The sequence below is a fragment of the Frankia sp. Mgl5 genome, from assembly GCF_023242985.1.
In the GTDB taxonomy this organism is placed as follows: Bacteria; Actinomycetota; Actinomycetes; order Frankiales; family Frankiaceae; genus Parafrankia; species Parafrankia soli.
The window spans coordinates 19,302-42,605 of record NZ_JALKFY010000851.1; the positions used below are offsets into that span (position 1 = coordinate 19,302).

At 72.2% G+C, this 23,304-nt stretch carries 20 protein-coding genes and 2 pseudogenes; 8 read left to right on the top strand and 14 right to left on the bottom strand.

Annotation, left to right across the window (positions count from 1 at the left end; genetic code table 11):
* The first annotated feature begins 129 nt into the window (after positions 1–129).
* On the top strand, positions 130–486 hold the full coding sequence (locus MXD62_RS36820; RefSeq protein WP_248833941.1) for a group 1 truncated hemoglobin: 357 nt from the start codon (positions 130–132) through the stop codon (positions 484–486).
* 68 nt (positions 487–554) lie between these two features.
* Here the strand turns inward: MXD62_RS36820 and MXD62_RS36825 are convergent, their stop codons facing one another.
* Complete coding sequence (locus MXD62_RS36825) at positions 555–1,142, bottom strand: TetR/AcrR family transcriptional regulator (protein ID WP_248833942.1); 588 nt, start codon at positions 1,140–1,142, stop codon at positions 555–557.
* 587 nt (positions 1,143–1,729) lie between these two features.
* Here MXD62_RS36825 and MXD62_RS36830 point away from each other — a divergent pair.
* Both MXD62_RS36830 and MXD62_RS36835 read left to right on the top strand, forming a co-directional pair.
* Positions 1,730–2,974 (top strand): hypothetical protein, encoded by a 1,245-nt coding sequence (locus MXD62_RS36830; protein WP_248833943.1) that lies wholly within the window; start codon positions 1,730–1,732, stop codon positions 2,972–2,974.
* A gap of 30 nt (positions 2,975–3,004) precedes the next feature.
* Entirely contained in the window at positions 3,005–4,318 is a 1,314-nt protein-coding gene (locus MXD62_RS36835; RefSeq protein ID WP_248833944.1) for an FAD-dependent oxidoreductase, read from the top strand.
* A gap of 6 nt (positions 4,319–4,324) precedes the next feature.
* Here the strand turns inward: MXD62_RS36835 and MXD62_RS36840 are convergent, their stop codons facing one another.
* The 11 genes and pseudogenes from MXD62_RS36840 to MXD62_RS36895 form a co-directional block, all read right to left on the bottom strand.
* The gene (locus MXD62_RS36840; protein ID WP_248833945.1) at positions 4,325–6,064 is read right to left on the bottom strand and encodes a glycosyltransferase; all 1,740 of its coding nucleotides are present in this window, start codon (positions 6,062–6,064) and stop codon (positions 4,325–4,327) included.
* Between the two features lie 277 nt (positions 6,065–6,341).
* Positions 6,342–6,840: pseudogene (locus MXD62_RS36845) on the bottom strand (PadR family transcriptional regulator).
* Positions 6,841–6,921: 81 nt separating this feature from the next.
* Positions 6,922–8,253 (bottom strand): ABC transporter substrate-binding protein, encoded by a 1,332-nt coding sequence (locus MXD62_RS36855; protein WP_248833947.1) that lies wholly within the window; start codon positions 8,251–8,253, stop codon positions 6,922–6,924.
* Between the two features lie 58 nt (positions 8,254–8,311).
* Positions 8,312–9,445: an ABC transporter substrate-binding protein gene (locus tag MXD62_RS36860; RefSeq protein WP_248833948.1), complete on the bottom strand. Its 1,134-nt coding sequence runs from the start codon at positions 9,443–9,445 to the stop codon at positions 8,312–8,314.
* Between the two features lie 617 nt (positions 9,446–10,062).
* A complete protein-coding gene (locus MXD62_RS36865) occupies positions 10,063–10,509 on the bottom strand; it encodes a peroxiredoxin (protein WP_248833949.1) in 447 nt (148 codons plus the stop codon).
* Between the two features lie 167 nt (positions 10,510–10,676).
* A complete protein-coding gene (locus MXD62_RS36870) occupies positions 10,677–11,612 on the bottom strand; it encodes an aldo/keto reductase (RefSeq protein ID WP_248833950.1) in 936 nt (311 codons plus the stop codon).
* A 326-nt stretch (positions 11,613–11,938) separates the two neighbouring features.
* Positions 11,939–12,466 (bottom strand): annotated as a pseudogene (locus MXD62_RS36875) (flavin reductase family protein); the annotation flags it as partial.
* A 51-nt stretch (positions 12,467–12,517) separates the two neighbouring features.
* A complete protein-coding gene (locus MXD62_RS36880) occupies positions 12,518–13,813 on the bottom strand; it encodes a transporter substrate-binding domain-containing protein (RefSeq protein WP_248833951.1) in 1,296 nt (431 codons plus the stop codon).
* On the bottom strand, positions 13,813–15,168 hold the full coding sequence (locus MXD62_RS36885; RefSeq protein WP_248833952.1) for a hypothetical protein: 1,356 nt from the start codon (positions 15,166–15,168) through the stop codon (positions 13,813–13,815). The genes MXD62_RS36880 and MXD62_RS36885 overlap by 1 nt, the downstream gene beginning before the upstream one ends.
* A 277-nt stretch (positions 15,169–15,445) precedes the next feature.
* On the bottom strand, positions 15,446–16,330 hold the full coding sequence (locus MXD62_RS36890) for an SDR family oxidoreductase (RefSeq protein WP_248833953.1): 885 nt from the start codon (positions 16,328–16,330) through the stop codon (positions 15,446–15,448).
* Positions 16,302–17,090, bottom strand: coding sequence for an SDR family oxidoreductase (locus MXD62_RS36895; RefSeq protein ID WP_248833954.1), 789 nt, complete (start codon positions 17,088–17,090; stop codon positions 16,302–16,304). Before MXD62_RS36895 ends, MXD62_RS36890 begins: the two co-directional genes overlap by 29 nt.
* Before the next feature lie 93 nt (positions 17,091–17,183).
* On the opposite strand from MXD62_RS36895, the gene MXD62_RS36900 reads away from it, so the two are divergent.
* The 5 genes from MXD62_RS36900 (at position 17,184) to MXD62_RS36920 (ending at position 21,229) form a co-directional block, all read left to right on the top strand.
* A complete protein-coding gene (locus MXD62_RS36900) occupies positions 17,184–18,533 on the top strand; it encodes an NAD(P)/FAD-dependent oxidoreductase (RefSeq protein ID WP_248833955.1) in 1,350 nt (449 codons plus the stop codon).
* A 1-nt stretch (position 18,534) separates the two neighbouring features.
* Positions 18,535–19,200, top strand: a complete 666-nt coding sequence (locus MXD62_RS36905) for a TetR/AcrR family transcriptional regulator (protein ID WP_248833956.1) — start codon at positions 18,535–18,537, stop codon at positions 19,198–19,200.
* 12 nt (positions 19,201–19,212) lie between these two features.
* The gene (locus tag MXD62_RS36910) at positions 19,213–20,151 is read left to right on the top strand and encodes an alpha/beta fold hydrolase (protein WP_248833957.1); all 939 of its coding nucleotides are present in this window, start codon (positions 19,213–19,215) and stop codon (positions 20,149–20,151) included.
* Positions 20,152–20,233: 82 nt separating this feature from the next.
* Complete coding sequence (gene tatA, locus MXD62_RS36915) at positions 20,234–20,458, top strand: Sec-independent protein translocase subunit TatA (RefSeq protein WP_248833958.1); 225 nt, start codon at positions 20,234–20,236, stop codon at positions 20,456–20,458.
* Positions 20,459–20,602: 144 nt separating this feature from the next.
* On the top strand, positions 20,603–21,229 hold the full coding sequence (locus MXD62_RS36920) for a peroxiredoxin (RefSeq protein ID WP_248833959.1): 627 nt from the start codon (positions 20,603–20,605) through the stop codon (positions 21,227–21,229).
* A 66-nt stretch (positions 21,230–21,295) separates the two neighbouring features.
* Here the strand turns inward: MXD62_RS36920 and MXD62_RS36925 are convergent, their stop codons facing one another.
* Entirely contained in the window at positions 21,296–22,210 is a 915-nt protein-coding gene (locus MXD62_RS36925) for an alpha/beta hydrolase family protein (protein WP_248833960.1), read from the bottom strand.
* A gap of 53 nt (positions 22,211–22,263) precedes the next feature.
* On the bottom strand, positions 22,264–23,145 hold the full coding sequence (locus MXD62_RS36930; protein WP_248833961.1) for an alpha/beta hydrolase fold domain-containing protein: 882 nt from the start codon (positions 23,143–23,145) through the stop codon (positions 22,264–22,266).
* Between the last annotated feature and the right edge of the window lie 159 nt (positions 23,146–23,304).

The window sequence follows — 23,304 nt, forward strand, 5'->3', positions numbered from 1 at the left end:
CATTCGGCTCTTTCGAACGCGTTACCTGCGCGATTTAGTGGACGTGTCGAAAATGTACCAATGCGGCCCATGGAAACGCACGTGGTCACCGACCTCGGCTGGGCCCATCCTGCGAAAGCGAGACCTCTGATGAGTATCTACGACGCTATCGGTGGTGCGAGCGCCGTGCAGGCCGCGGTCGACGAGTTCTACGTCCGGGTGACGGCCGACCCCGAGCTCGCGCCCTTCTTCGCCGGCAAGGACATCCCGCGTCTCAAGGCGCACCAGCAGGCGTTCATCTCCGCGGCGATCGGCGGGCCCGAGGTCTACCAGGGCGGAGCGATCGCCTCGGTGCACTCCGGCCTCCGGATCACCGACGCCAACTTCGACGCCGTGGTGGACCACCTGGTCTCGGCGCTGAGCGGCCTCGGTGTCCCGGCGGAGACCACCGGCCAGATCGGAGCGGCGCTCGCGCCCCTGCGTGCCGACATCGTCACGGTGAAGTAGCGCTCACCGACGCCGGGCCGTCCCAACAGGGCCGTCCCATCGGATGGGGCTCGGGCCGCGGCGCGGGCTCAGACGGCGACGAGGCTGTGCAGACCGGCGCGGACCTGCGACAGCGGCATCCCGCGCGCCGAGACCAGGTAGTCGACGGCGTTGGCTCGCAGCGCGGGGAACAGCACGTGCGCCAGGTATTCGGCGTCGGCGTCGGCGTCACCGCCGGGACGGGTGGCGGACAGCCGGCGCGCCAGCTCGCCGATCCAGAACTCGCTGAGTGGGCTGGTGTAGTAGGTCTCCAGGCTGTCATCCTCCAGGGTGCGGATGAGGGCCCGGTTGGTCCAGACGAACTCGAGCAGGGCGTCGAGGTAGGCGTTCAGCGCGTCGACGGGCTCGCCGCCGGGGCCGAGCGGCGCAGGCCCCTCCTCGACCCGCTCCCGCAGCGCGGCGGCGCGGGGGGCCAGCACCGCGTGGATCAGCGCCGCGCGGTCACCGACGCGGCTCAGCACCGTGGACCTGCCGACGCCGGCGGCCTCGGCGATGTTCTCCATCGAGACCGCCTCGACCCCGCCCCGCTCGAACAGGACGGCGGCCGCCGCCACGATCGCCGCCCGGCCGCAGGCGGTGTCCGATCTTTCCGGAGCCACTGCTCTTTCGGGAGCCACGGCGCTCCTCCCCTTACGGAGGCGGACTGATGGCCCGCATCGTAACAGTATTCCGGACCGACGGTCCGTTTCTGCTGGTCAACAACACCCGCGGGCACCCGGCCTCCCGACCGGCGGGCACAGCAACGGCGAGATCGGACCGTGCGGGGGCGGCGGTTCGGCGGGGCGCGCTCGCCGGGGCGCGGCCCCGAAAGCGGCTGGCGCGTGGCATCGACATCAGCATCGGCACGCACCGCGGCAGCTGTCGGCCGTCAATCCTCCCATTCATCCGCCATGAAAATGCGGACACTTACGGAAGATCGGACGATGCGCCGTGCGACTCGATTACTCGTCACATCCGTCGCTTGCTGTGCGGCCATTCTTCTCGGGGCCTGCGGTGGCGGCGGCGGCGACTCCGCCCCGACCGCCCGGCTCCGCCCTCACTCTTCGTGGCTCCCGGTACCCATCCGGCGCGGTGGGTGGCGCCGCTCGGTGGTGGCCCTGCGCCACCGTGTAGAAATGCGCGGTCTGCCGGGAGAGTCCCGGTGTGCGCGTCCTGTGCCCCATGAGCGGTCGCACGGGCGGCCGAGGGTCGGGAACCGGGGGCCATGCCGGACTCATCCGCTTTCGATGTGCTGATCGGGCTGGCGCTGCTCTTCGCCGCGTTCAGCCTCGCCGTGTCCCGGATCAACGAGGCTGTGCTCGCCCTGTTCCGCTACCGGGGACGCCAGCTCGAGGCCGAGCTGCGGCGGCTGCTCGGCGCCCGGCCAACCGGCGCCCCCGACGGCGACCCTGAGGACGGCCCCGACGGCGGCAACCCGCCGGACGTCGCCGCCGAGCTGCTGGACGGCCCGCTGCGCACCACCCGTGCCACCGGCCGCAACGCCACCCCGCCGGCCATGGCGGACCACCCGCCCGTCTCCGGGGCCCTGGCCGCGGTGCGCCGGGCACGCAGCCTGCGGCTGCCGTCGTACGTGCCGTCGACCGCCTTCGCCCAGGCGCTCCTCGACCGGGTAGACCCGCCCGCCCGGGCCATGCTGTCCCAGCTCCGCCCGGAGACCCTGCCCGACCATGTCACCGACGAGGCCCGGACCGCCTACCGGCGCGCCTACGACGAAGCCCGACACGCCCTCGACGAGCGGACCGCCCAGGCGCTGTACGCCGCGATGCCCGCGGACCACCCGGCCGGGCGGGTGATGGCGGCCGCGCTCGTCGCCGCCACCGGCTCCGGCGCGGTCGGGACCATCGAGGACGGGCTCGCCTCGCTCCCCCCGTCGCCGGCGAAGGACGCCCTGATCGCGGCGACCGTCCAGGCCGCCGGGGACCGCGAGAAGATCGTCACCGAGCTGGCCCGCTGGTACGACGACGCCATGGACCGCCTCTCCGGCTGGTACCGGCGGCGCATCGCCGTCTTCCTGCTCTGCTACGCGATCCTGCTGGCCGTCCCGTTCAACCTCGACGCGATCGGGCTGGCCCGGGCGTTCTGGCAGGACGGGACGGTACGCCAGGCCGCGGTGGCGGCCGCCCAGGTCGAGGTGACCTCCGGCGGCGCGGTGGCACCCGACCAGCCCGAGCCCGACCAGCCCACGGCCGGCGAGGCGGCGGAGCAGGCGGTCCAGGCCGTGCGGGACGCCTCCGGACTCGCCGTCCCGATCGGCTGGGTGCACAACTCGGAGGAGCGGGACGACCCGCGGGAGGTCCCCGACTCCGTCGGCGGCTGGCTGCTGAAGATCGCCGGCCTCGCGATCGGCTGCTTCGCGCTCACCGCTGGCGCCCCGTTCTGGTTCGACCTGCTCGGACGGCTGGTCAACATGCGCGCCACCGGGCCCAAGCCCCGGGCCACCAACGGTTAGCACGGGCCGAAGCCGGCGAGAGGACTGACGATGGCACAGGCGCGTTCCCGCGGGGCGGTGGCTGAGGTCGGCATCATCGGGGCGGGAGTGCACGGCGCGAGCGCCGCGTTCCACCTGGCCCGCCGCGGGCTCGACGTCGTCGTGTTCGAGCGGGGACGACCCGCGGGCGGACCGACCGGCCGCTCCAGCGGTATCTGCCGGGCCTACTACACCCAGCCGTTCCTGGCCCGGGCCGCGCACGACAGCATCGCGTTCCTCGCGGAGTTCGCCGAGCACACCGACGGCGGAGACGCCGGCTTCGTCCGCACCGGCGGGCTGTACCTGCACGGCCCGGACGACGCCGCCGCGGCGCGGCGCACCGCGACCGCCCTGATCGACCTGGGTGTCAGCATCGAGATCCTCGGCCCGGACGAGGTGACCGTCCGATTCCCCGGAATCGACGTCGGCGCGGGCGACGGCCCCGGCTCCGCCGGCACGGGCGGGAACGTCGCGGTGGCCGTGCGGGAGGAGCAGGCCGGGTACGCCGATCCCTACCGGACGACCTGGGGCTTCGTCGCCGCGGCCCGCACGCGCGGCGCGGTGGTCCACGCCGACACCCGGGTCGTCCGGATCACCGAGACTCCCGGGCAGGTCGCGCTCACCACCGCGGACGGCACGACGCACCGGGTCCAGCGCCTGCTGCTCGCCGCCGGTCCCTGGACCGCGCCCCTGGCCGCCCAGCTCGGCGTCCCGTTGCCGCTACATGCCGAACGGCACGTGGTCGCGCTCCTCGGCCCCGTCTCCGGCAGCGGCCCCGCCTCGACCGCCGGTGCCACGTCCGGCGGCGCCGGCTCCGCCCGCCGCGGCGCGGCGCCCCCGGACATCCCCGACCCCGACACCGGAGTGATCATCGACGTGGCGGGCGGGTACTACGCGGCGCCGCAGCCCGACGGCGGCTGGATGCTCGGCGGCCTCGAGCCCACCCCGCCGGTCGACCCGGACGCCGCGACCGCCCCGGTGCGCGACACCGAGTTCGCCCGGCTCGCCGAGGCCGCCCTGCGCCGGCGCCCCGGCCGGCCCGGCGAGACCCGGGCCCGGGCTCGGGCTCGGGCCGGCGGCTGGTCCGCGCTCTACGACGTCAGCCCGGACTGGCAGCCGGTGATCGGGCAGATCACCGACCGGGTGTGGGTCGATGCCGGCACCAGCGGACACGGCTTCAAGCTCGCCCCGGTCCTCGGCGACCACGTCGCCGGCCTGCTCGCCGGTGAAGCGCCCGCCCCCGGCCTGGCCGAGTTCGCCCCCGGCCGGTTCACCGCCGGCGATCAGCTGACCGCCGGCTTCGGCACCGCCCGCATTCTCGGGTAAGCCCGGTCAGCCCTCCAGGAGGGTGACGACGGCGAAGCTCAGCACCAGTCCGAGGATGACGGCCCGGATCGGCAGCTGGGCCCGCTCCACCCGGTCCTGGCGTTCCGAGAGCGCCGACAGCGGCCCGGCCACCATCGACAGCAGCACCCCGGCCCACACCAGCGCGGACAGGTCGGCCACGTCCGGGTCGAGGCCGACGACGAGAATGGTGACCACCAGACTCGCGGCGAAGAGCACCTGGGGCAGCAGCAGGAGCGACATCCGCGGCAGCGCGGTCTTCGCGGTCGCGCCGGAGTCGGGTCGGCCGGAGAGCACGACCCGCACGAACGACAGCGCGTACAGCGGAGCGTTGAACAGGGTGCTGGCCACCGTCCGCTGGGCTCCGCGCGGCCCGGTGTAGGCGACGATGAACAGCAGCGAGCCGACCAGGTACGGCAGGGCGTGCAGCACGTAGGCGGTCAGCGACACCCCGGCCGCGATCTGGACCCCGGCCAGCACGCTCAGCGGCGGCCCCAGCAGGAACATCATCTGCGCGCACGCCACCAGGTAGCCGATCCCGGTGTGCAGGTAGTGCGCCCGCTGCCAGCCGGTCAGGCCGGGCTTGCGCAGCGGGTTGTCGAACAGCAGCAGGCGCAGGCCGTCCATCGCCCACCGGCTGCGCTGCTTGGCGTACTCCGCCGCGGTGGCCGGCGCGATCCCGACGGACACCGGGCCGTGGTGGTAGACGCTCTGCCAGCCGGCGGCGTGCAGCTGGTAGGAGGTGTGCAGGTCCTCGACGATGTTCCACTCGCTGAAGCCGCCGACGGACTCGACCGCCGTCCGCCGGTACAGGGTGCCGTTCCCGCAGGACGACGCGGCGCTGTCGCGGTCCTTCGCCGGCTGCACCGCCTTGTACAGCATCGGTTCGGCGTTGTTGAGCACGTCGTGGCGGCCGACGTCGAAGCGCTGCTCGGTGCAGACGAACCCGATCTTCGGGTCCCGCAGGTAGCCGAGGACGAGCTCGCCGAGATCGGGCACCGCGATGTGGTCGGCGTCCAGCGTCATGATCGCGTCGCCGTCGGTGCGGGCGAGGCCGTGGTTGAGGTTCGCGGCCTTGCCACGCGGCCCGTCGGTGCGGGTGAAGCAGGTGAGCCCGAGCCGGGCGGCGAGCGCGTCGATGTCGCGCCAGTTGGGCCGGCCGGCGATCCGCCCGTCGTTGAGGACGTAGGTGCGGTGCGGGTAGTCGATCGCCAGCGCCGCGCGCAGCGTCGCCTCGACCATCTCGACCGGCTCACCGCAGACGGTGACGAAGACGTCGAGGGTGCCGGCCGGCGCCGGGGCGCGCCGGACGTAGCCGGTGCGCATCCGGCCGGTCATCACCGCCGTCCACACGATCGTGAGGTAGCTGACGATCTCGGCCGCGTAGAACAGGTGGCCGGCCACGCCGGTGCCGTCCAGCGTCCCGGCGCGCCACACCGCGTACACCGCGCCGATCAGCGTGATCGCGACCCCGACGACCCGTCCGGCGACGGCCCTCCACCATGTGACGGGCACCCGGACCCAGGTGTCCACGCCGTCCAGCGGCGGGATCCCGGCCCGGGAGGCGTCGCGGCTGTCGCCGGCCACGGCCTGCGTCGGGATCGCCGGGACGGCCGGGGCCGCTACCGCGGACGGCTCACGCGGAGCCAGGCTGGGCGGTGCTGACGGTGGCGCGAACTCGGGTGAAGCCGGGCCGGCCACGTCGGCGGGCGCTGCCTGGTACGCCATACAAGTCCCTTCTCTATCCCCCCGCCACGCATCCTGTCAGCTGGTCATTTCGGGCTAGTTCGCCGGGGGGCGGCAGCCGCCGGACGCCGCCACCTATGTGGTCTCGCCGGGCCCCACCGCAGTGCCAACCGCGTCCGCCGGCCCGCGCGCTGCCAGCCCTTCCCGCCGCCGGCGGTGCGGTGGGCGCGGGGGTGCGGGGGGGCGGGGGGGGCGGGGGGGGCGGGGGGCGGGTCGCGGCGGGCCGCCGACTCCCGGACGACGCCGTCCAATGTGATCGTCATCGGCGGGCCTCCGTGACGGCACCCGGGCGCTCACCGCCGGACGCACCACCGGCAGACGCACCACCGGGTGCAGCGCCGTCGGAGCGGGTGCGTGTCGCGGCGGCCCGCGCCAGGCGGGACGCGACGTGGTCGAGCCAGCGAATCTCGGCCTCGGCGGCGAAGACCAGACTGTCCAGCACGAGCAGCCAGGCGACGTCCCCGGTCTCGTCGGCCTGCCGGCGCAGCCGGGTGTACTCCTGCATCGCCCGCAGCGTCTCGGTGCGCTGCCGCAGCACCAGCCCGCCGACGTCGACACCGGGCACCGTGACGGCGAGCGCCAGCTTGATGGCGAGCTCGTCCCGGCCGGCCGTGCGGCGGCTGACCGGGGTCCTCAGCACCCTCGACGAGCCCGTCGCGCTCGAGGCGGCGCAACGTCGTGTAGACCTGCCCGATGTTCAGCGGCCAGGTCGACCCGGTTCTGGACTCGAACTCCGCTCGCAGCTGGTAGCCGTACATCGGGCGCTCGGCCAGCACGGCCGCTGCCCGCACACCGCCCGTCACGGCGGCGGCCGGGACCGCCGCCGTGACCCCGTCACCTCAGCCGAAGCTCGTCGGCTTCGGCTCGGACCAGGTGGTGTCCTTCGGCGGCCAGCAGACGAACGGCTTGTCCTTCGTTCCACCGACGATCTCGAACTTCCCGCCCCGCACCCGGACGAGTGCCCGGCATTCCTGCTTATAGCCGTTGGTGACCGGGTCGGCCTTGGAGCGCTGGTTGTGCTGGCGCGACCAGTCCACCGGAACGGTCAGGCCATCCGCGGTGTAGTCGGTCAGGTGGTTGGTCGCGTCGATCACGGACGCCTGGGTGAACGCCGGCCCCGCCTTGAGGATGCCCTGGTAGGCGAGGTCCGCGTTGATCCATCCGTACATCGCCATCTCGTCGGGCTTGGCGCCGACCTTGCCGATCCACTTCTTGAAGGTGGCCATGGCGGTGTCCGCGGGATCGGCCTCGAACGGCCGGAACCCGACGCTGACGTAGTCACCCTCGAAAAGCGCGCCGGCCTCCTCGACGAACTTCTGGTTGTAGGTGTTCAGGTGGTACATCGGGACGTCGCCCATGCCCTGCCGCTCGAGTTCCTGGGCCAGGGTCTTCATGCCGTTCAGGTCGAGACAGGTGATGACCATCTGCGCGCCCGCGCGCTTCATCGCGGTCACCTCCGGCCCGACCCCGTTACTCAGGCCGAACGCCAGGGTGTCGTTCTTGTAGACGATCTCCTGGCCGGTGGTCGCGCCGTACCGCCCGATCGTGTCGGTGATCTGGGTGACGCACTGCTTCGAGTTGTCGGACACGCCGTACCCGAGCGCCGCGATCCGCTTGGTGCCGGCCAGTTCGGCGACGTAGGTGAAAGTGCGGTCCATGCAGTCCAGGCAGGGCGGGGCCGCGTTACCGAAGATGCTCTTCCGGCCGATCATCTGCGCCGGGTGGATGTCCCATCCATACAACGGGATCCCCGCGTCCGCGAAGTTCTGCCATCCGCTGGCGAGCTGCGGGGCGCTGAAGGTCGCGAAGGTGTCCTTCGCCGACACGATCTCGATCGCCTTCTGCTGGTTCTGCCCGAGCGCGTCATCGAGCTCCCGGGCGACGACGAGCTTGCGGCCGTGGACGCCACCCTCGCTGTTCCGGTAGTCGAAATACGCCTTGATCCCCTGGGAGAAGCAGTCCAGCAGGCAGGTGCCCAGCGGGTTGTTGGTCCGCGTACCCAGGACGGAGAACCGGATCTCGGCGTTCGTGACACCCGGTACCGCGCCGCCACCGGCGGACGAGGCGGGGGCGGCGGTGTTCGAGTCGGAGGAGTTCGAGCAGGCGGCGACCAGAGCGCCGACGGCAAGCAGGATGGCCAGGCAGCGCAGGCGGCGGCCATGACGTTTCATGGTCGGGCGGTTTCCTTCGTTCGGAGTACACGGATCGCACGCGGGCGGCACCGGCTCGTCAGTCGGCGAGCCGATGTCCGCAGTAGTTCGGGCTGACGATCTCGATGGCGGAGCCTTCGGGGTTCACCTCGACGAACGAGTAGCACTCGGCGGGTTTGCCGAAGTCCCGTTCGAGGTCGATGTCGCCGATGAGGCCACCGGCGTTGTAGCCCTTCACCGCCCGGAGACCGTCGATGTAGCCCTGCCGGGTCGGGCAGTCCCCCGCCTCCTCCAGGCCCCGGATGAACATGTCGGCGATGATGTAGCCGACCAGCGCCAGCGTCTGGTCGGTGTCCTGCAACTGCGGGGCGTAGGTGGCCATCGCGGCGCGGTAGACGTCGAGCGCGGGCGACTTCGTCTCCAGCGGTATGTAGGCGGCGAACGTCGTCAGACCGGCCAGCTGCGAGCCGTAGGTCTCCAACAGCTCGGTGTTCGGCGCGGGGCTGCTGCTGAGGATGACCTTGAGCGGGACGCCCTGGCGCCGCGCGGCCGCGACGACCTGGGCCAGGCCCTCCGTGCTCAGCGTGCCGGCCAGCGTGTCGACGCCCTCCTCGGCCATCTGCCGCGCAATCTGGTCCGCCTGGGCCGTGACGGGGTTGTTGTCGGTGCTGACCGAGGTCGTCGCGATCCCCACCGACCGGAAACTGGAGGTGAACTGTTCGGCGATGTGCGTCGACACGGTCGCGTCGAGCGGATTGTAGAGGATCATCGCCTTGGTCCCGCCGCGCTCATGGACGAACTTGCCGAACGTGTCGACCGAGCCCTTCGCCGTGAAACTGTAGTTGAAGGAGAACATGTTCCGGTACTTCGCCCACGCGTCCTCCACGGCGATCCCGAGCACCGGAATCCCGCGCTCCGCGAGATAGGCGGCGCCGCCCGAGGCCACCGTGCTCGTCTCGAGCATGCCGAAGATGCTTTCCCGCTCCGTCAGTGTGCGGGCCATCGTGAGATTCATCGACACCTTGGCCGTGTCGTCTCGCCAGTCATAGACGATCTGGCGCCCGTGCACACCGCCAGCCGCGTTCACCGCTCCGAATCGGGCGTCGATTCCGGCCCGGGCGGCACTGAACGTCACCGCGCCGAGCCCGGTGTCCGGGAACAACAGCCCCAGCTTGACCTCGTCCGCGGTGACACCCTCTGTGGTACAGGACATCGCGCTCTGCGCCGCGCCGCCCTGACAGCCAGTCAGAGCGGCGGTACATAACAGCACGGCGGACAACCACGACAGTGAACGAGTTGTCGCCATGCAAGCCCCCCGGGGGTCGAGCCGGTTCTTGCAGCCACCGTATCCCGGACGCCCAACATGGGTAACGACCTACTCACAACTATGAATCGGCGCGCCTATACCACCTCGCGAATGATCACTCCGGCGTGCATGGACACCATGCTCCGATGGACGCGAACAATATGACCGAAACAGCGGTCGCGATTCAACAGATACTCGCTGACCTGGGTTGATGCTCTGTCATGAGAACCTCCGCCGCAGCCCGCCCCGGGACCCGGGGCAGGCCACACCGACGGCGCCCCGTGGAGCACCGTCGGGTGGCCACGCGCCGCGCCGCGCCACCGATAGCCGATCCATTGCGCACTCGTTGACCTGACCGGGCCTGCTCCGCGGGAAGAACTCCCGGTTCTCGCCCCAGCCCTGCCGGCCGTCCCTCAGACGACGTCGAGCACTCCGCCCTCATTCCAATGCCCACGGTGATGGAGATCGAGATGCCTCCGGCCCATAGGCAGGACCGAATTTCCATCCGGCCCTGACGTCAGGCCTCAGCCGAGTGCGCGCAGCGCGTCGAGCGCCTTGTCCGCGTGCCGGTTCATCGCGAACTCCGAGTCGATCCGGACGACGACCGTTCCGTCCCGGTCGAGGACGAACGTGGCCCGCTTGTTGGGGCCGAACCTGCGGCGGACCCCGAACGCGTCCGCGATCGTCCGGCCGGTGTCGGCGAGGAGCGGGAAGCCGAGGGAGTGCTTGGCGCTGAACTCGGCCTGCTTGGCGGTGTCGTCCGCGCTGACGCCGACGATGCCGGCGCCGATCGCCGCGAACTCGCTCGCCAGGTCGCGGAAGTGGCAGCTCTCCCTGGTACAACCCGGGGTCATCGCCGCCGGGTAGAAGAACACGACCAGCGGCCCCTTCGCCAGCAGGTCCGACAGCCGCAGTTCGGCGCCGGTCTCGTCGACACCGGACAGGTCACCGACCCGGTCTCCCACGTTCATCCGAGGGCCCTCCACTCGTTCGCGAACCGGCATCCTGGCCACCGGGCGACCAATCCTCCCACCTGTGCACGGTAGGTGACATATCGAGTGGAGCGGACCGGCGCGCGCTCAGACCGGCAACGGGCACGCCGGTCGAGCACGCGCCGGTCAGGCGGGCGCCGGCTTGTTCAGCCCGCGGCGGGCTGGGGCAGCGCGGCCAGGTCGTCCTCCGTCAGCGACCACCCGGCGGCGGCGGCGTTCGCCGACACCTGCTCGGGGCTGGTCGCACCGGCGATCACCGACGCCACGCCGTCCTGGGCGGCGAGCCAGGCGATCGCCAGCTCCAGCACGGAGTGGCCGCGGTCGGTGGCGAACGCGATGAGGGCGTCGAGGTAGGCGAAGTTCCCCTCGGTCGCCATCGCGGCGAAGTAGGAGCTGGAGGCCAGCCGGCTGCCGGCCGGGAACGGCTCACCGGCCCGGTACTTCCCGCTGAGCATCCCGGAGGCGAGCGGGAAGTAGGGCACGATCCCCATGTCCGCCTTGAGCGCCGCCGGGACGATCTCCGCCTCGACGGCCCGCCGGAGCAGGCTCCACTCGATCTGGGCGGCGACGAACGGAGCGACGTCCCGCTCGGTGGCGAACGCCGCCCGCGCCTCGATCTGCTCGGCGCTGACGTTCGAGCAGGCGATGCTGAGTACCTTGCCCGAGCGCACCAGCTCCTCGAAGGTCTCCATCGCCTCGCTCAGCGGCGCCTCGGCGTCGGGAAAGTGCTGGTAGTAGACGTCGATGCGGTCGGTGCCGAGGCGGCGCAGGCTGCCTTCGCACCCCTCCAGGATCCGCCGCCGCAACGCGCCGGGCGTGTACGCCTCGCCCCGCGGGCGCGGGAGCACCTTGGTCGCGATGACCGCGGCGTCGCGGCGGGAACCGAGCGCGGCGCCGAGGAACTCCTCCGACGCGCCGTCGCCGTACATCTCGGCCGTGTCGAAATGGGTGATCCCGAGATCGAGGGCCGCGTGGACGACGGCCGCGCTCTCGGCGGCACCGAGCCGGGCCCCGAAGTTGTTGCAGCCCAGCCCGACGATCGAGACGGCTGGTCCGGCACTGCCCAGCGGGCGGGTCCGCATGACGGTTCTCCTTGGTTCCGCTCGGCACCACGGCACGAGCTGGTCGACGGCGCGCCTTGACGCGGAGGCACGCCTGGGAGGCGGTCGATCGGTCAGCCGCGCGGAGCGCACGCTCCTCAGCGCGCGCCGCGGATACTCAGATCGCCGTCGCCGATCGTCCCATCCGGCTCTCCGGCACCCGGTCGAGGGCCCGCGCCACCCGCCGACAGCACCGGCGCCGAGGGCACCGGCCTCGCACACACTCGCGTCGAACTCGTCGGCGCCGTGCCCGTCGGCACCGTGCCCGCTGCCGCCGTGCCCGCCGACGTCGCGCCCGCCGACGTCGTCTGGACGGTGCCGTAGGCGCCGTCGTGGTAGACCAGCGGGGCCTCGGGCCGGCCGGTCTGGCTGTCGAGCACCTCGGCGACGACGAGATGATGGTCGCCCTCGACGGTGCGGCGCCGGATGCGGCACAGCAGCCAGACCGCGGCGTCGAGCAGCAGCGGCTCGCCGCCGGGGAGCGCCCGCCACCGCGTCGGCGGGCCGAACCGGTCGGCGCCCGGCTGCGCGAACCGGGCCGCCAGCTCATGCTGCCCCTCCGACAGCATGTGGACCATGAGCGTCTCGCTGGCCTCGAGCACGGGCGCGATGGACGACCGCACGGACAACGCCAGCGACACCAGCGGTGGACGCTCGGACAGTGAGGCGACAGACGTCGCCGTGAACCCCACCGGACCGCGTGGCCCCGCCATCGTCACGATCGTCACGCCGGCGGCATGACGCCGGAAGGCACGCGCGAGCGCGCCCGGGTCGGCGACGCTGCGGGCCGGTGACCGGCGCGGCGTCGGGTGCTGCGCGGAGACCTGCTTCGGCATAACCACACCCTTTCCCAGCGACGCCGATCTAACAACCACGGACGCCCCCGATCAGCCCGGCGGATGGCGGGCCGACGCAGCTGGCATCTCGCGCTGTGACGGAACCGCCCCTGCCGCAACCGCCTCCGGCCAGGACGGATTCCGCGCGAGCGGACTGTCGCGGGGACCGAGAGCGCCGAACCACAGGTTGTAGATCCGGTCCCACTCCCCGCTCAGCATCATGTTCTTGAGCACACCGTTGACGAATCTGACGAACTCGTCGTCCTGGGCCTGATTCCCGCTGCGCCACAGGGCTACCCCGTAGGGCTCGTCCAGGGTCGCGGAGTCGGTCCCGAACACCCTGTCGAAGGCCGACGGCGCCACCTCGAGGTACTCGTCCTGATCGGCCATGCCGGCCAGAACGACGTCATCGGTCGCCGCGGCGTCCGCCCTGCCCTGTTGGACCGCGACGAGGCAGTCGGCGGCGCGCGGGAGCTCGATGACCGTCAGGCCGGGAATCGGTGGCCGGGACGGCGTGGCCGCCGGCGCCCCGGCGGCCGCCTCGCGCAGTTTCTCGACCGACGTGCTCTCCTGGGTCGAGCAGACGGTGAGGCCGGCGAAGTCGCCGATCGAGTGGAATCCGGCGTTCTTCGGGATGAGCAACTTGAAGCTGGACTCGAAGTACACCCCGGAGAAAAGGATGTCCGCCTTCCGCTCGCAGGTGATCGTGTAGGTCGCGATGACGAGATCCAGCCCGGACGCCGAGTCGGTCGCCGTATCCGCGTCCGGGTGCGCGGGATCGGCGTCGTCCATGATGAGAATGCCGCGCTCGCTCGTGGTGACCGCGTGGAACTTCATCCGGTCGGTGCCCGCCGGGCCGAACAGCGCGGCGGCGATCTGCGCTGCTATGTCGACGTCGAAGCCCTCGATTTTGAGTGTCCGCCAGTTCATCGAACCGGCCGGGGGCACGTCGGTCGTGATCCCGACGTCCAGATAGCCGTTCCCGCCGTCGTAGATGGCTGCCATCGTCGAACCCGGGCGGAACCGGCCGGGGGAAGGCAGCGGCCCCACCGGTGGCAGGCTCGCCCGTACCGGCCTGCCATCGGCACAGACCTGTCCGGTGTCCGGCCCGGCCGGCGGCCCGGCGGGACGCGGGTCGGCCGGCGCCGCGGCTCGGTCGGTGACGGCCGGAGCCGACGGGACCGGACGCGCATCATCCGGCAGCTCCGCGCTGGTGGTCCCGCAGGCGGCGGCAGTGGCGGCGATGGCAGCCGCGGTGAGCACCGCGACGAGCCCGGCCGGCCGTCGTCGACCACGACGACGACGCGAACCGCCCGGACGACGCGACTCGCCCGCCAGGGCGGTCACTACCGGTACTCGCGGAGTCGTCGCCGCATGCCCCACACGACCAGGCCGGCCGCCGCGGCCAGCAGCACGCCGGCCGCCAGCCCGAGGAAGGTCAGCGAGGTGGCGGCGGTCGACATCCGGTCGCGGAACCGCTGGGTGCTGACCTCCATCCCGCCGGCCAGCTCGTCGTCGAGCGCGCCGAAGGCGTCCGCCCCAGGGCCGGCGGTCAGCCGGGCCGCCCGTTCGAAGGAGTTCGCCCCCGAGCTGATCGCGTCGGTTCCCTCGGTACTCCCCAGCAACGACACGACCTCGTTCCGGTTGGTCAGCCACGTCCGAAGGTGGCCCTCGACGGCCGGGTCGAGGACGTCCCCAGGCAGCATGCGGAGCGCCAGGACCAGGGATCCGCTGCGGCCGGGCAGTACGCCGGGCGGCAGCCGGTTGCCGGTCGCCGCGTCGTATCCGAGGGCCTCTACCGCCGTGTCGAGGCCCTCGTCGTACTCGGTTCCGATTCCCAGGGACATCAGATCGAGGTTCTCCTCGGCCCGGGCCTGCAACGCGAAGACCCGCGCCTGCGCGAGGGTCACCATGGGCATGTAACCGTCGTCGACGCCGTGTTGGACCCGGGCCTGCTGAGCCAGCGCGCCGGCGGCGAACAGGCCACCCGCGGCCAACAGGCAGACCGTCGCGGCGAGCAGCCGGAGTTCGAACACCCGGCGGCTTCGCCGCCAGTAGTGGACCTGGAGCGCGGTGAGCCCGGCTCCTCCGCCGGCGAAGAGCAGGAGCAGCACTGTCTCGACCGCACCGTCGGTCGCGCGCCGGAAGTCCACGTCGACGTCGCGCCCACCCAGCTCGAGCAACATGTCGACCTTGGGGATGATCTGGTCCCGTACGAGGTCCGAGGCCGCCCGCAGGTACGCCTCGGCGACCGAGTCGCCCGTCTGGCCGTTGGCCTGGCCGGCGCTCACCAGACTCGCGTACCGGGGAATCAGCTGGCCCAGTTCGGTCAGGATCTCGCCGGCGCACGCCGACCCGGCGGCCGGGTCGGCGTCCAGGCAGCTTCGCACACCGAGTTGCTGCAGCCGGACGACTCCTTCCCCCGCCGCCCCGATCCGCTCGTCGATCCGGGGCTCGTCTCTCATCTGCCCGTACACGGCGCGCAGCCCGGCCTCGTCGGAGGCCTGGACGTCGAAGAGGGCGTGCCTGAACACCGACGCCGCGGCGGCCGCGTCGGCACTCGACAGCTCGCCCCGAACGAACTGGGCCTCGACGACCACCTGGCCCGCACGGTCACGGGCATCGCTGACGGCAGCGTGCCGCGACAACGCCACGAAGGTCGTGAGGCCCGAGAGCAGCGCCAACCAGACGGCGACGGCCACGGCGCCCGCCGCGAGCTGGCGTGGTGTGTCAGCCCAGGATCGGATCAGGCGGACCGGACCGGTCGACCACCGGCACGGACGACCGTACGGCCGCAGGTCCACCGCCCCGGCCCCCGTTTGCGCGGAAGCCACGCGCTGCCCAACACCGGTCACGTTGGGCAATATATTGCCTAACGGATCACCTCGACCGATGGGCGCGACGCGGGCATCGCCGTCGTTCGCCAACTCTTCGCGGGGGACGACGCGGCGGCTGACGCAGCGGCTACGGTGCCGACGGCTACGGTGCCGCCGGCTCCGATCGGCCGGTCCGGTGGGCGGCCCGCTCGCGTTGCCCGGCGACCCAGCGCACCGCCGCGCGCCGGGTCAGGCCGGGCGCGAACCGCCAGAAGCGCCAGGCCATCCGGGCGGAGCGGGGCGAGACGACCATCGCGCGGTTGCCGACGACGGCCGCCAGCACCTCGGCGGCCAGGCGGTCGGCGTCGTACGGCCCTCTGATGCCCTGCCCGGTGAGGAACAGATCGCGGCTGACCATGTCCCCGACCGAGCCCTTGTCGAGGATCGGAGTGTCGACGCTCGACGGGCAGACGACCGTCACCCCGACGCCGTGCGCCGCGCCCTCCGCCCGCAGCGCCAGCGACAGGCCGACCACGGCATGCTTGGTCATGACGTAGCTGGTCAGGAGGCCTGCTGCGACCAGGCCGGCCAGCGAGGCCACGTTGACGATGTGGCCCCCGCCCGACGCGACCATCCGGGGATAGGCGGCCGCGACACCGTGGACCACCCCGCGGATGTTCACGTCGATGATCTGGTTCCACTGCTCCAGGCCCAGCTCGGTCGTCTCCCCACCGAAGACGATGCCGGCGTTGTTGACCAGCAGGTCGAGCCGGCCGTCCCGCGCCACCACGTCGGCGACCGCACGTTCGACCGCGGCGCTGTCTGTGACGTCGAGCTGGGCGGCGCGGGCGCCGGGCAGCTCGGCGGCGGTCCGGGCGGCGGCGGCCGGGTCGAGATCGGTGCAGACCACGAGCGCGCCGGCCCCGGCCAGCGACCGGCACAGCGCCGCGCCGATGCCCGACCCACCCCCGGTGACCAGCGCGGTCCTACCGGCGAGAGCCGCCACCTCGGCGGCCATCTCAGCCGTCCCCGAACGCGCGGGCGACATGGGCGAGCATGTCCGGGTAGCGGGCCATGTGCGCGCCCCCGTTGATGTCCAGCACCTCCCCGGTGATCCAGGACGCGGCGTCCGAACAGAGGTAGAGCACCGCCTGTGCGATCTCTTCGGGCGTGCCCGCACGGCCCAGCGGGGTGTTGGCCAGGTAGTCCTCGATGATGCCGGGGACCTGCGCCGCCGGCGCGGTCAGTGGGGTGTGGACCAGGCCGGGCGCGACGGCGTTGACCCGGATGCCCCGCTCGGCGAACTCCAGGGCGGCGACCTGGGTGAGCATGGACAGCCCCGCCTTGGCCGAGCAGTAGGCCGCCAGGCCCACGCCGGGCTGGCGCGCGTTGAGCGACGACAGCGACACGAGCGCGCCACCCCGGCCGAGGTGGCGGCCGGCGTGCTTGGCCACGAGGAAGCCGCCGGTCAGGCTGACGTCGACGACGGCGCGGAACTCCGCCAACGGCAGGTCGACGATCCTGCCGAGCCCGCCGATGCCGGCGCTGTTGACGACGGCGTCCAGCCGACCCAGCCGGTCGTGGACCCCGTCGAACAGGGCCGCCACCGACGTTTCGTCGGTCACGTCGGCCGCTGCGCTCTCGTGCGGTTCGCCCAGGACCTTGGCGACCTCCGCGGCCAGGGCACCGTCCCGGTCAGCCACCACGACCCGGTATCCGCGCCCGGCGAGCGCCTCGCTGGTCGCCCGGCCGATGCCGGAGGCACCACCCACGACGACCGCGACCCGGCCGGCTCCGTCCTCACCCATGGCCTCTCCTCACGCGTGTCAGGTTTTATTGACATGTGTCAGTTCAGTTCCTAGTCTGTGCCGGGCACGCTGTCCAGTCCCCTGGAGGAATCCATGAACGGGCCTCGCACGGCAGTCATCGGCGCGGGTATGAGCGGCCTGACCGCCGGCAAGATGCTCGGCGACTACGGGGTGCCGTACACCTGTTTCGAGTCCTCCGACCGCGTCGGCGGAAACTGGGCTTTCGGGAATCCGAACGGGCACAGCAGCGCCTACCGGTCGCTGCATATCGACACCTCGAAGTACCGGCTGTCCTTCCGGGACTACCCGATGCCCGACGAGTACCCGGACTTTCCGCACCACTCGCAGATCAAGGCCTATCTCGACGGCTACGCCGACGCGTTCGGGCTGCGCGAGCGGATCGAGTTCGAGAACGGCGTGACGCACGCCGAGCACCTCGACGGCGGCGGATGGCGGCTGACCGCCGCCGACGGGAGGACCCGTTCGTTCGACTTCCTCGTCGTCGCCAACGGCCATCACTGGGACCCGCGCTACCCCGATTTCCCCGGCACCTTCACCGGCGACACCCTGCACTCCCACCACTACATCGACCCGGAGAACCCGCTGCGGTTCACCGACTCGCGGATCCTGGTGGTGGGCATCGGCAACAGCGCGGCCGACATCACCGTCGAGCTGTCATCCCGTACGCTGCGCAACCAGGTGACCATCTCGACCCGGTCCGGCGCCTGGATCGTGCCGAAGTTCGTCGCCGGCCAACCGGGCGACAAGTTCTACCGCACTCTTCCCTATGTGCCGCTGTCCTGGCAGCGCAACGTGCTCCACTTCTTCAACGTCCACACGGCGGGGCGACCTGAGCGGTGGGGCCTGCCGGCGCCTGAGCACCGGCTTTTCGACGCCCATCCGACCCAGTCGGTGGAACTACCGGTCCGGCTCGCCAGCGGAGACGTCACCCCGAAACCCAACGTCAGCCTGCTGGACGGATCCACCGTCCATTTCGAGGACGGCACCTCCGACGACTTCGACATCATCATCTACGCCACCGGCTACAACATAACCTTCCCGTTCTTCGACGAGGACTTCCTCAGCGCGCCCGAGAACCGGATCCGGTTGTACAAGCGGATTCTCCGGCCAGGCCTGCCCGACCTGGCCTTCGTCGGTTTCGCCCAGTCGACGCCGACGCTGTTCCCGTTCGTCGAGTGCCAGTCGCGGCTGGTCGCGGCGTACGCGGCCGGGGTGTACCGGCCGCCGTCCGACACCGAGATGGAGCGTGTGATCACCGCGGACGAGCAGCGGTACATCGGCCGGATGGTCAACCGCCCGCGGCACACTCAGCAGGTGGACTACTTCCTCTACGAGCACGACATGCGGACCAGGGAACTGCCGCGAGGGCGGCGCCGGGCACTGGCCGAGGGGCCGGTCCTCCGAACACCGGCGACGGCCTGAGGTGACTCCCGAGTCGCCAGGCATCGAGCGCGCCGGCACCGGCCGTCCGCTCGACCGGCGTGCGCCCCAACGCGGTGACCAGCGGCGCGCCGCGATGATGCGGGCCCTGGACGAGCTGCTCAAAAAGCGCGATCTCGACGAGATCAACATCGCCGCGATCACCGCCGAGGCCGGCGTCAGCCGGTCGGCGTTCTACTTCTACTTCGAGGACAAGGCGGCGTGTGCGGCGGCGCTCGGCTCGGACGTCTACCAGGAGGTTCTGGAGGCCACGCGCGTCCTCATCACCGGAGGCGGATCCCCTGAGGAGCGGATCGGGAAGACGATCCGGGCGGTGCTCACCACCTGGGAGAAGCACCGGCACCTGTTCCAGGGAATGCTGGTCGCCCGCCAGCGCAGCGAGGCCGTCCGCAGGCTGTGGGACGAATACCGAGAGTCGTTCATCGGCCCGCTCGCGGAGATGATCGACACGGAACGCGCGGCTGGGATCGCCGCCGCCGGCCCCGACAGCCGGGCACTCGTCACGGTCCTGCTCGAACTCAACGACCGCAGCCTCGAACAGCTGAGCACCGGCGGTCCGCTCAGCGTCGATCAGCGTGCCGAGACCCTGGCGGCGATCTGGCTGCGCACGATCTACGGCACCGCCTCCACCGAAGAGACCCGCGAATGATCGGAACCGCAGATGACCTTTGAGGACCGCGTCTTCCGCTCCGGGGACGCCGACTGCGCGGCCTGGCATTTCCGGGCCGCCGACGACAGCCTGGCCACCGATGCCGGCCGGCCGGCCGTGGTGATGGCCCACGGGCTGGCCGGCACCAAGGATTCCGGGCTGCAGCCGTTCGCCGCCGGGCTGGCCGCGGCCGGGCTGGACGTCCTCGCCTTCGACTACCGCGGCTTCGGCGCGAGCGGAGGCGGCCCGCGCCAGACGGTGTCGGTAGCCCGGCAGGTGGACGACTACCGGGCCGCGCTGACCGCCGCCGCGGAGCTGCCCGGGGTCGACCCGTCCCGGCTGGTGCTGTGGGGAGAGTCGCTGGCCGGCGGAACCGTGCTGGAGGCCGCGGCCGGCCGGGCCGACATCGCGGCCGTCATCTCCATGGTTCCGCTGGTGGACGGGCCGGCCGCCGCGCTCCATGCGTTCCGCACCCAGCCACCGCTCACAGTGGCTCGAACCTCCGCCGCGGGCCTGGCCACCCGGCTCACGGCGCTGGCCGGCCGCCCGGCCCCGATGATCCCGGTGGTCGGGCCACCCGGCCGGACGGCGGCGCTCACCCCGGCGGGCTACTACGACGACTACCTCGCGATCGCCGGGCCGACCTGGCGCAACGAGGTCGCGGCCACCCTGGGCGGTGAGATCGGTTCGTTCCGGCCGGGCCGGTCGGCGGTCCGGGTACTACGGACCCGGTGGTTCGTACAGATAGCCGACTTCGACCGCGCCGCGCCGCCGCACGCGACGGCCAAGGCCGCGTTCCGTGGCCGGGCCGAGGTCCGGCACTACCCGTGCGACCACTTCGATCTCCACGCGGGCAAGCCGTGGCACGAGCCGGTGCTCGCCCACCAGATCTCCTTTCTCCGGCGGGCGCTGGCGCCGTCGGCCGGCCGCGCCGCGGTGGCCGCGCGCTGAGAGCAGGCCCGGGTCCGGAGCACGTAGCATCCGATCTGGCCCGGCAAGGCGGACACGCACTCGTCCCGAAGAGGATGGTTCCATGGCTGACATCGGTACTCCCGAGCTGCTCATCATCGCAGTGGTCGTCCTGGTCCTCTTCGGCTCCAAGAGGCTTCCCGACGCCGCCCGGTCCCTCGGCCGGTCCCTGCGGATCTTCAAGTCGGAGATCAGGGCGCTCGACACGGACGCGCCGGCCGCGCCGCAGGGCCCGGCACCGGCCGCAGCCGAAGTCCCGATGCCACCGAGCGTCACCTCGGCTCAGTAGCCACCGACGCTCCCCCCCCCGGCGCGGGAAGAAAAAGGCTCGTCCGGCGGCCGCATGAGGTCTCGCACGTACGGTCGCGGCCGATCGACCGTAGCCTTGGCCTGGCCTGAACAACCACCCGACGCTACGACGAAAGGACGGCCCGTGGGTCTCCGCCTGGGCGACACCGCTCCCGACTTCACCGCCACGACCACCGACGGCGAGATCACCTTCCACGAGTGGAAGAAGGACTCGTGGGCGGTCTTCTTCAGCCACCCGGCCGACTTCACCCCCGTGTGCACCACCGAGCTGGGCCGCACCGCCGCGCTGCAGAGCGAGTTCCAGAAGCGGAACACCAAGGCTCTCGCGCTGTCCGTCGACCCGGTCGACCAGCACAACGCCTGGGCGCCGGACATCGCCGAGGTCGCCGGCAGCGCGCTCAACTTCCCGATCGTGGCCGACCCCGACCACCGCGTCGCCGAGCTGTACGACATGATCCACCCGGGTGAGGGCGACACCTCCACCGTGCGTTCGGTGTTCATCATCGACCCCGCCAACAAGGTGCGGCTCTCCCTCACCTACCCGAAGTCGGTGGGCCGCAACTTCGACGAGATCATCCGCGTCATCGACGCGCTCCAGGCCACGGACGCGAACCCCATCGCGACCCCGGCCGACTGGAAGCCCGGCGACCGCGTGATCGTCGCGATCTCGGTCTCGACCGAGGACGCCAAGAAGCGGTTCCAGAACGTCGAGGAGACCAAGCCCTACCTGCGCTACGCCGACGCTCCCTGATCGATCACGTCACCGGTCTCGTCCCGCCCGATCGCGGGGCGAGGCCGGCCGCCGGCCGCGCGTCCGTCAGGCCGCGCGGCTCAGCGCGCCGCTGAGGAAGGCGAGCTGCGCCGGCACGACGGAACGCCAGTATTCGGGGGTGTGACCGCCCGGGCCGAAGTTCTGTTCGCTCGCCGCCAGGTCACGGGCGGCCTGGCGGGACACGGCGAGGAACGGGTCGGCGGCGCCGCAGTCGATTCGGTACGACACGCCCGGCACGGGTGGCGTCCCGAGGACCGGGTGGGCCGCGAAGTCGGCCCTGGAGTCGAAGGCGCCGGGGGCGCTCGCCCCGTAGGACGGCCACATCGCCGGGCTGCTCGCCGCGACCGCCACGACCAGTCCGGGATGGCGACGGGCCAGTAGCAGCGCGCCGTACCCTCCCATCGACCATCCCGTCGCCGCCAGCCGGGTAGCCCGCAGGCCCAGCCCGGCGAACCGGGGCAGCACCTCGTCAATGATCATTTTTTCGGGGTCGTCACCCGAGGCGCGGCGATGCCAGTAGGTCTCGCCGCCGTCGACGGCGACGAGGGCGAACGGCGCCACGCCCACCGCCAGGGCCGCGGTGAGATGCCGGTCGAGGTTCAGCAGGCTGACCGACCGCTCGGCGTCGTCCCCCCGGCCGTGCAGGACGAGGCAGGCCGGCAGCCCGTCCCGGGACCCGCCCGGCGCGATCACCACCATGCCGACCTGCCGACCCCTGGCCGCGCTCGCGAAGGTCACCCGTGAGACCTCCACGGGGCCGGCCGCGACCGCCGAAGCGGCCGGCGTGCCCGCACCCGCCACCGGAGTGGCCGCCGCCGGAGCCGGTGCCGCTGACCGGGACGACGCGGGCGGGGTGGGCGGGGCGGAGCCGTCCGCGCATCCGGCGAGGCCCCCGCCGACCGCGGTCGCCGCGAAGGCCAGCAGCACCCGCCGGCTCGGCGGCACGGCTCTCGAGGGCATGGCGGGAATCGTCCCATCCCGGTCTGGCCGTGGGGTCGGCGGTGCCGCCACGGTCAGCGGGCGACGTCCCGCACGATCACGCGGGACGCCGCGCGGCCCTCCGGCACCGGGATGAGCGGATAGACGTGCACGGCCCCGTCGCGGACCGTGAGCTCCACCTGGAGGCCCTCGGTGGCGGCCCGCTTCTGGAAACGCAGGACGTCGGGGTAGAGCAGGTCGCGGGTGCCGACGTACACCTGCGTCGGGGCGATGCCGGTGAGCCGCCCGTTCATCGGGCTGAGCCGCGGTGCGGCCGGGTCGTCGCCGTCGGCCCAGGCGCGACCGGCCTCCACCAGGCCGATGCGGGTCAGCCAGGGGTCGCGGGCCTCCGCCGCCGCGACCGCCGGGTCGGCCAGGGTGAGGTCCAGCCACGGGGAGATGAGTACCAGGCCACGTGGCTGCGGCAGCCCGTGGTCTTCCAGGGTCTGCGCGAAGCCCAGCGCCAACCCGGCGCCGGCGGAGTCCCCGGCGATGGTGACCGTGGCCGGGTCCATCTCGTCGAGCAGCCGCCGGTAGACCGTGGTGAGGAACGGATACGCCTCACGGTAGGTGTGTTGCGGCGCGAGGCCGTAGTCGGGGACGTCCACCCGCACCCCGGCGTCGGCGAGCCGGGAGACCAGCGTCCAGTGCTGTGGCGCCATGCCGTTGATGTAGGAGCCGCCGTGGATGTAGACCGCCCCCCGCGTGGCGGGCCGGCCCTTCGGGGCGACGGTGTGGCAGGGGAACCCCTCCACCTGCCGGCTGCTCACCGAGTGCCGCCGGCGCAGGGCCGCCGGCGGCGCCGACGGCCGCTTGCGCGCCGCGATCCGCCGGTGGGCCCGTTCGACGGTGGCCGTCCCCGGCTTTCTGGTCAGCCGCAGAATCGCGGCGACGGCCCTCATCTGCAAGCTGGTCATCCACGTCCCTTCTGGTGCCATTAGACCAGTCCGGACGTCTCCGCCGCGAGGGCACATCCCGGGCCGCGCACGACACGGAGGGGCCTGCTCGAGGCGGAGACCAGCGATCCCCGCGTGCGGCGCGGACCCGAGTGCCACCAGTTGTCCGTCTCGTCGACG

Excerpts from the sequence above, each read along its gene's own strand:
- MXD62_RS36895 (WP_248833954.1), bottom strand. The coding sequence starts at position 17,090 with ATGGGTGAGGACGGAGCCGGCCGGGTCGCGGTCGTCGTGGGTGGTGCC.
- MXD62_RS36925 (WP_248833960.1), bottom strand. The coding sequence starts at position 22,210 with ATGCCCTCGAGAGCCGTGCCGCCGAGCCGGCGGGTGCTGCTGGCCTTC.
- MXD62_RS36830 (WP_248833943.1), top strand. The coding sequence starts at position 1,730 with ATGCCGGACTCATCCGCTTTCGATGTGCTGATCGGGCTGGCGCTGCTC.
- MXD62_RS36840 (WP_248833945.1), bottom strand. The coding sequence starts at position 6,064 with ATGGCGTACCAGGCAGCGCCCGCCGACGTGGCCGGCCCGGCTTCACCC.
- MXD62_RS36870 (WP_248833950.1), bottom strand. The coding sequence starts at position 11,612 with ATGCGGACCCGCCCGCTGGGCAGTGCCGGACCAGCCGTCTCGATCGTC.
- MXD62_RS36865 (WP_248833949.1), bottom strand. The coding sequence starts at position 10,509 with ATGAACGTGGGAGACCGGGTCGGTGACCTGTCCGGTGTCGACGAGACC.
- MXD62_RS36820 (WP_248833941.1), top strand. The coding sequence starts at position 130 with ATGAGTATCTACGACGCTATCGGTGGTGCGAGCGCCGTGCAGGCCGCG.
- MXD62_RS36835 (WP_248833944.1), top strand. The coding sequence starts at position 3,005 with ATGGCACAGGCGCGTTCCCGCGGGGCGGTGGCTGAGGTCGGCATCATC.
- MXD62_RS36860 (WP_248833948.1), bottom strand. The coding sequence starts at position 9,445 with ATGTCCTGTACCACAGAGGGTGTCACCGCGGACGAGGTCAAGCTGGGG.
- MXD62_RS36900 (WP_248833955.1), top strand. The coding sequence starts at position 17,184 with ATGAACGGGCCTCGCACGGCAGTCATCGGCGCGGGTATGAGCGGCCTG.
- MXD62_RS36910 (WP_248833957.1), top strand. The coding sequence starts at position 19,213 with ATGACCTTTGAGGACCGCGTCTTCCGCTCCGGGGACGCCGACTGCGCG.
- MXD62_RS36930 (WP_248833961.1), bottom strand. The coding sequence starts at position 23,145 with ATGACCAGCTTGCAGATGAGGGCCGTCGCCGCGATTCTGCGGCTGACC.
- tatA (WP_248833958.1), top strand. The coding sequence starts at position 20,234 with ATGGCTGACATCGGTACTCCCGAGCTGCTCATCATCGCAGTGGTCGTC.
- MXD62_RS36890 (WP_248833953.1), bottom strand. The coding sequence starts at position 16,330 with ATGTCGCCCGCGCGTTCGGGGACGGCTGAGATGGCCGCCGAGGTGGCG.
- MXD62_RS36855 (WP_248833947.1), bottom strand. The coding sequence starts at position 8,253 with ATGAAACGTCATGGCCGCCGCCTGCGCTGCCTGGCCATCCTGCTTGCC.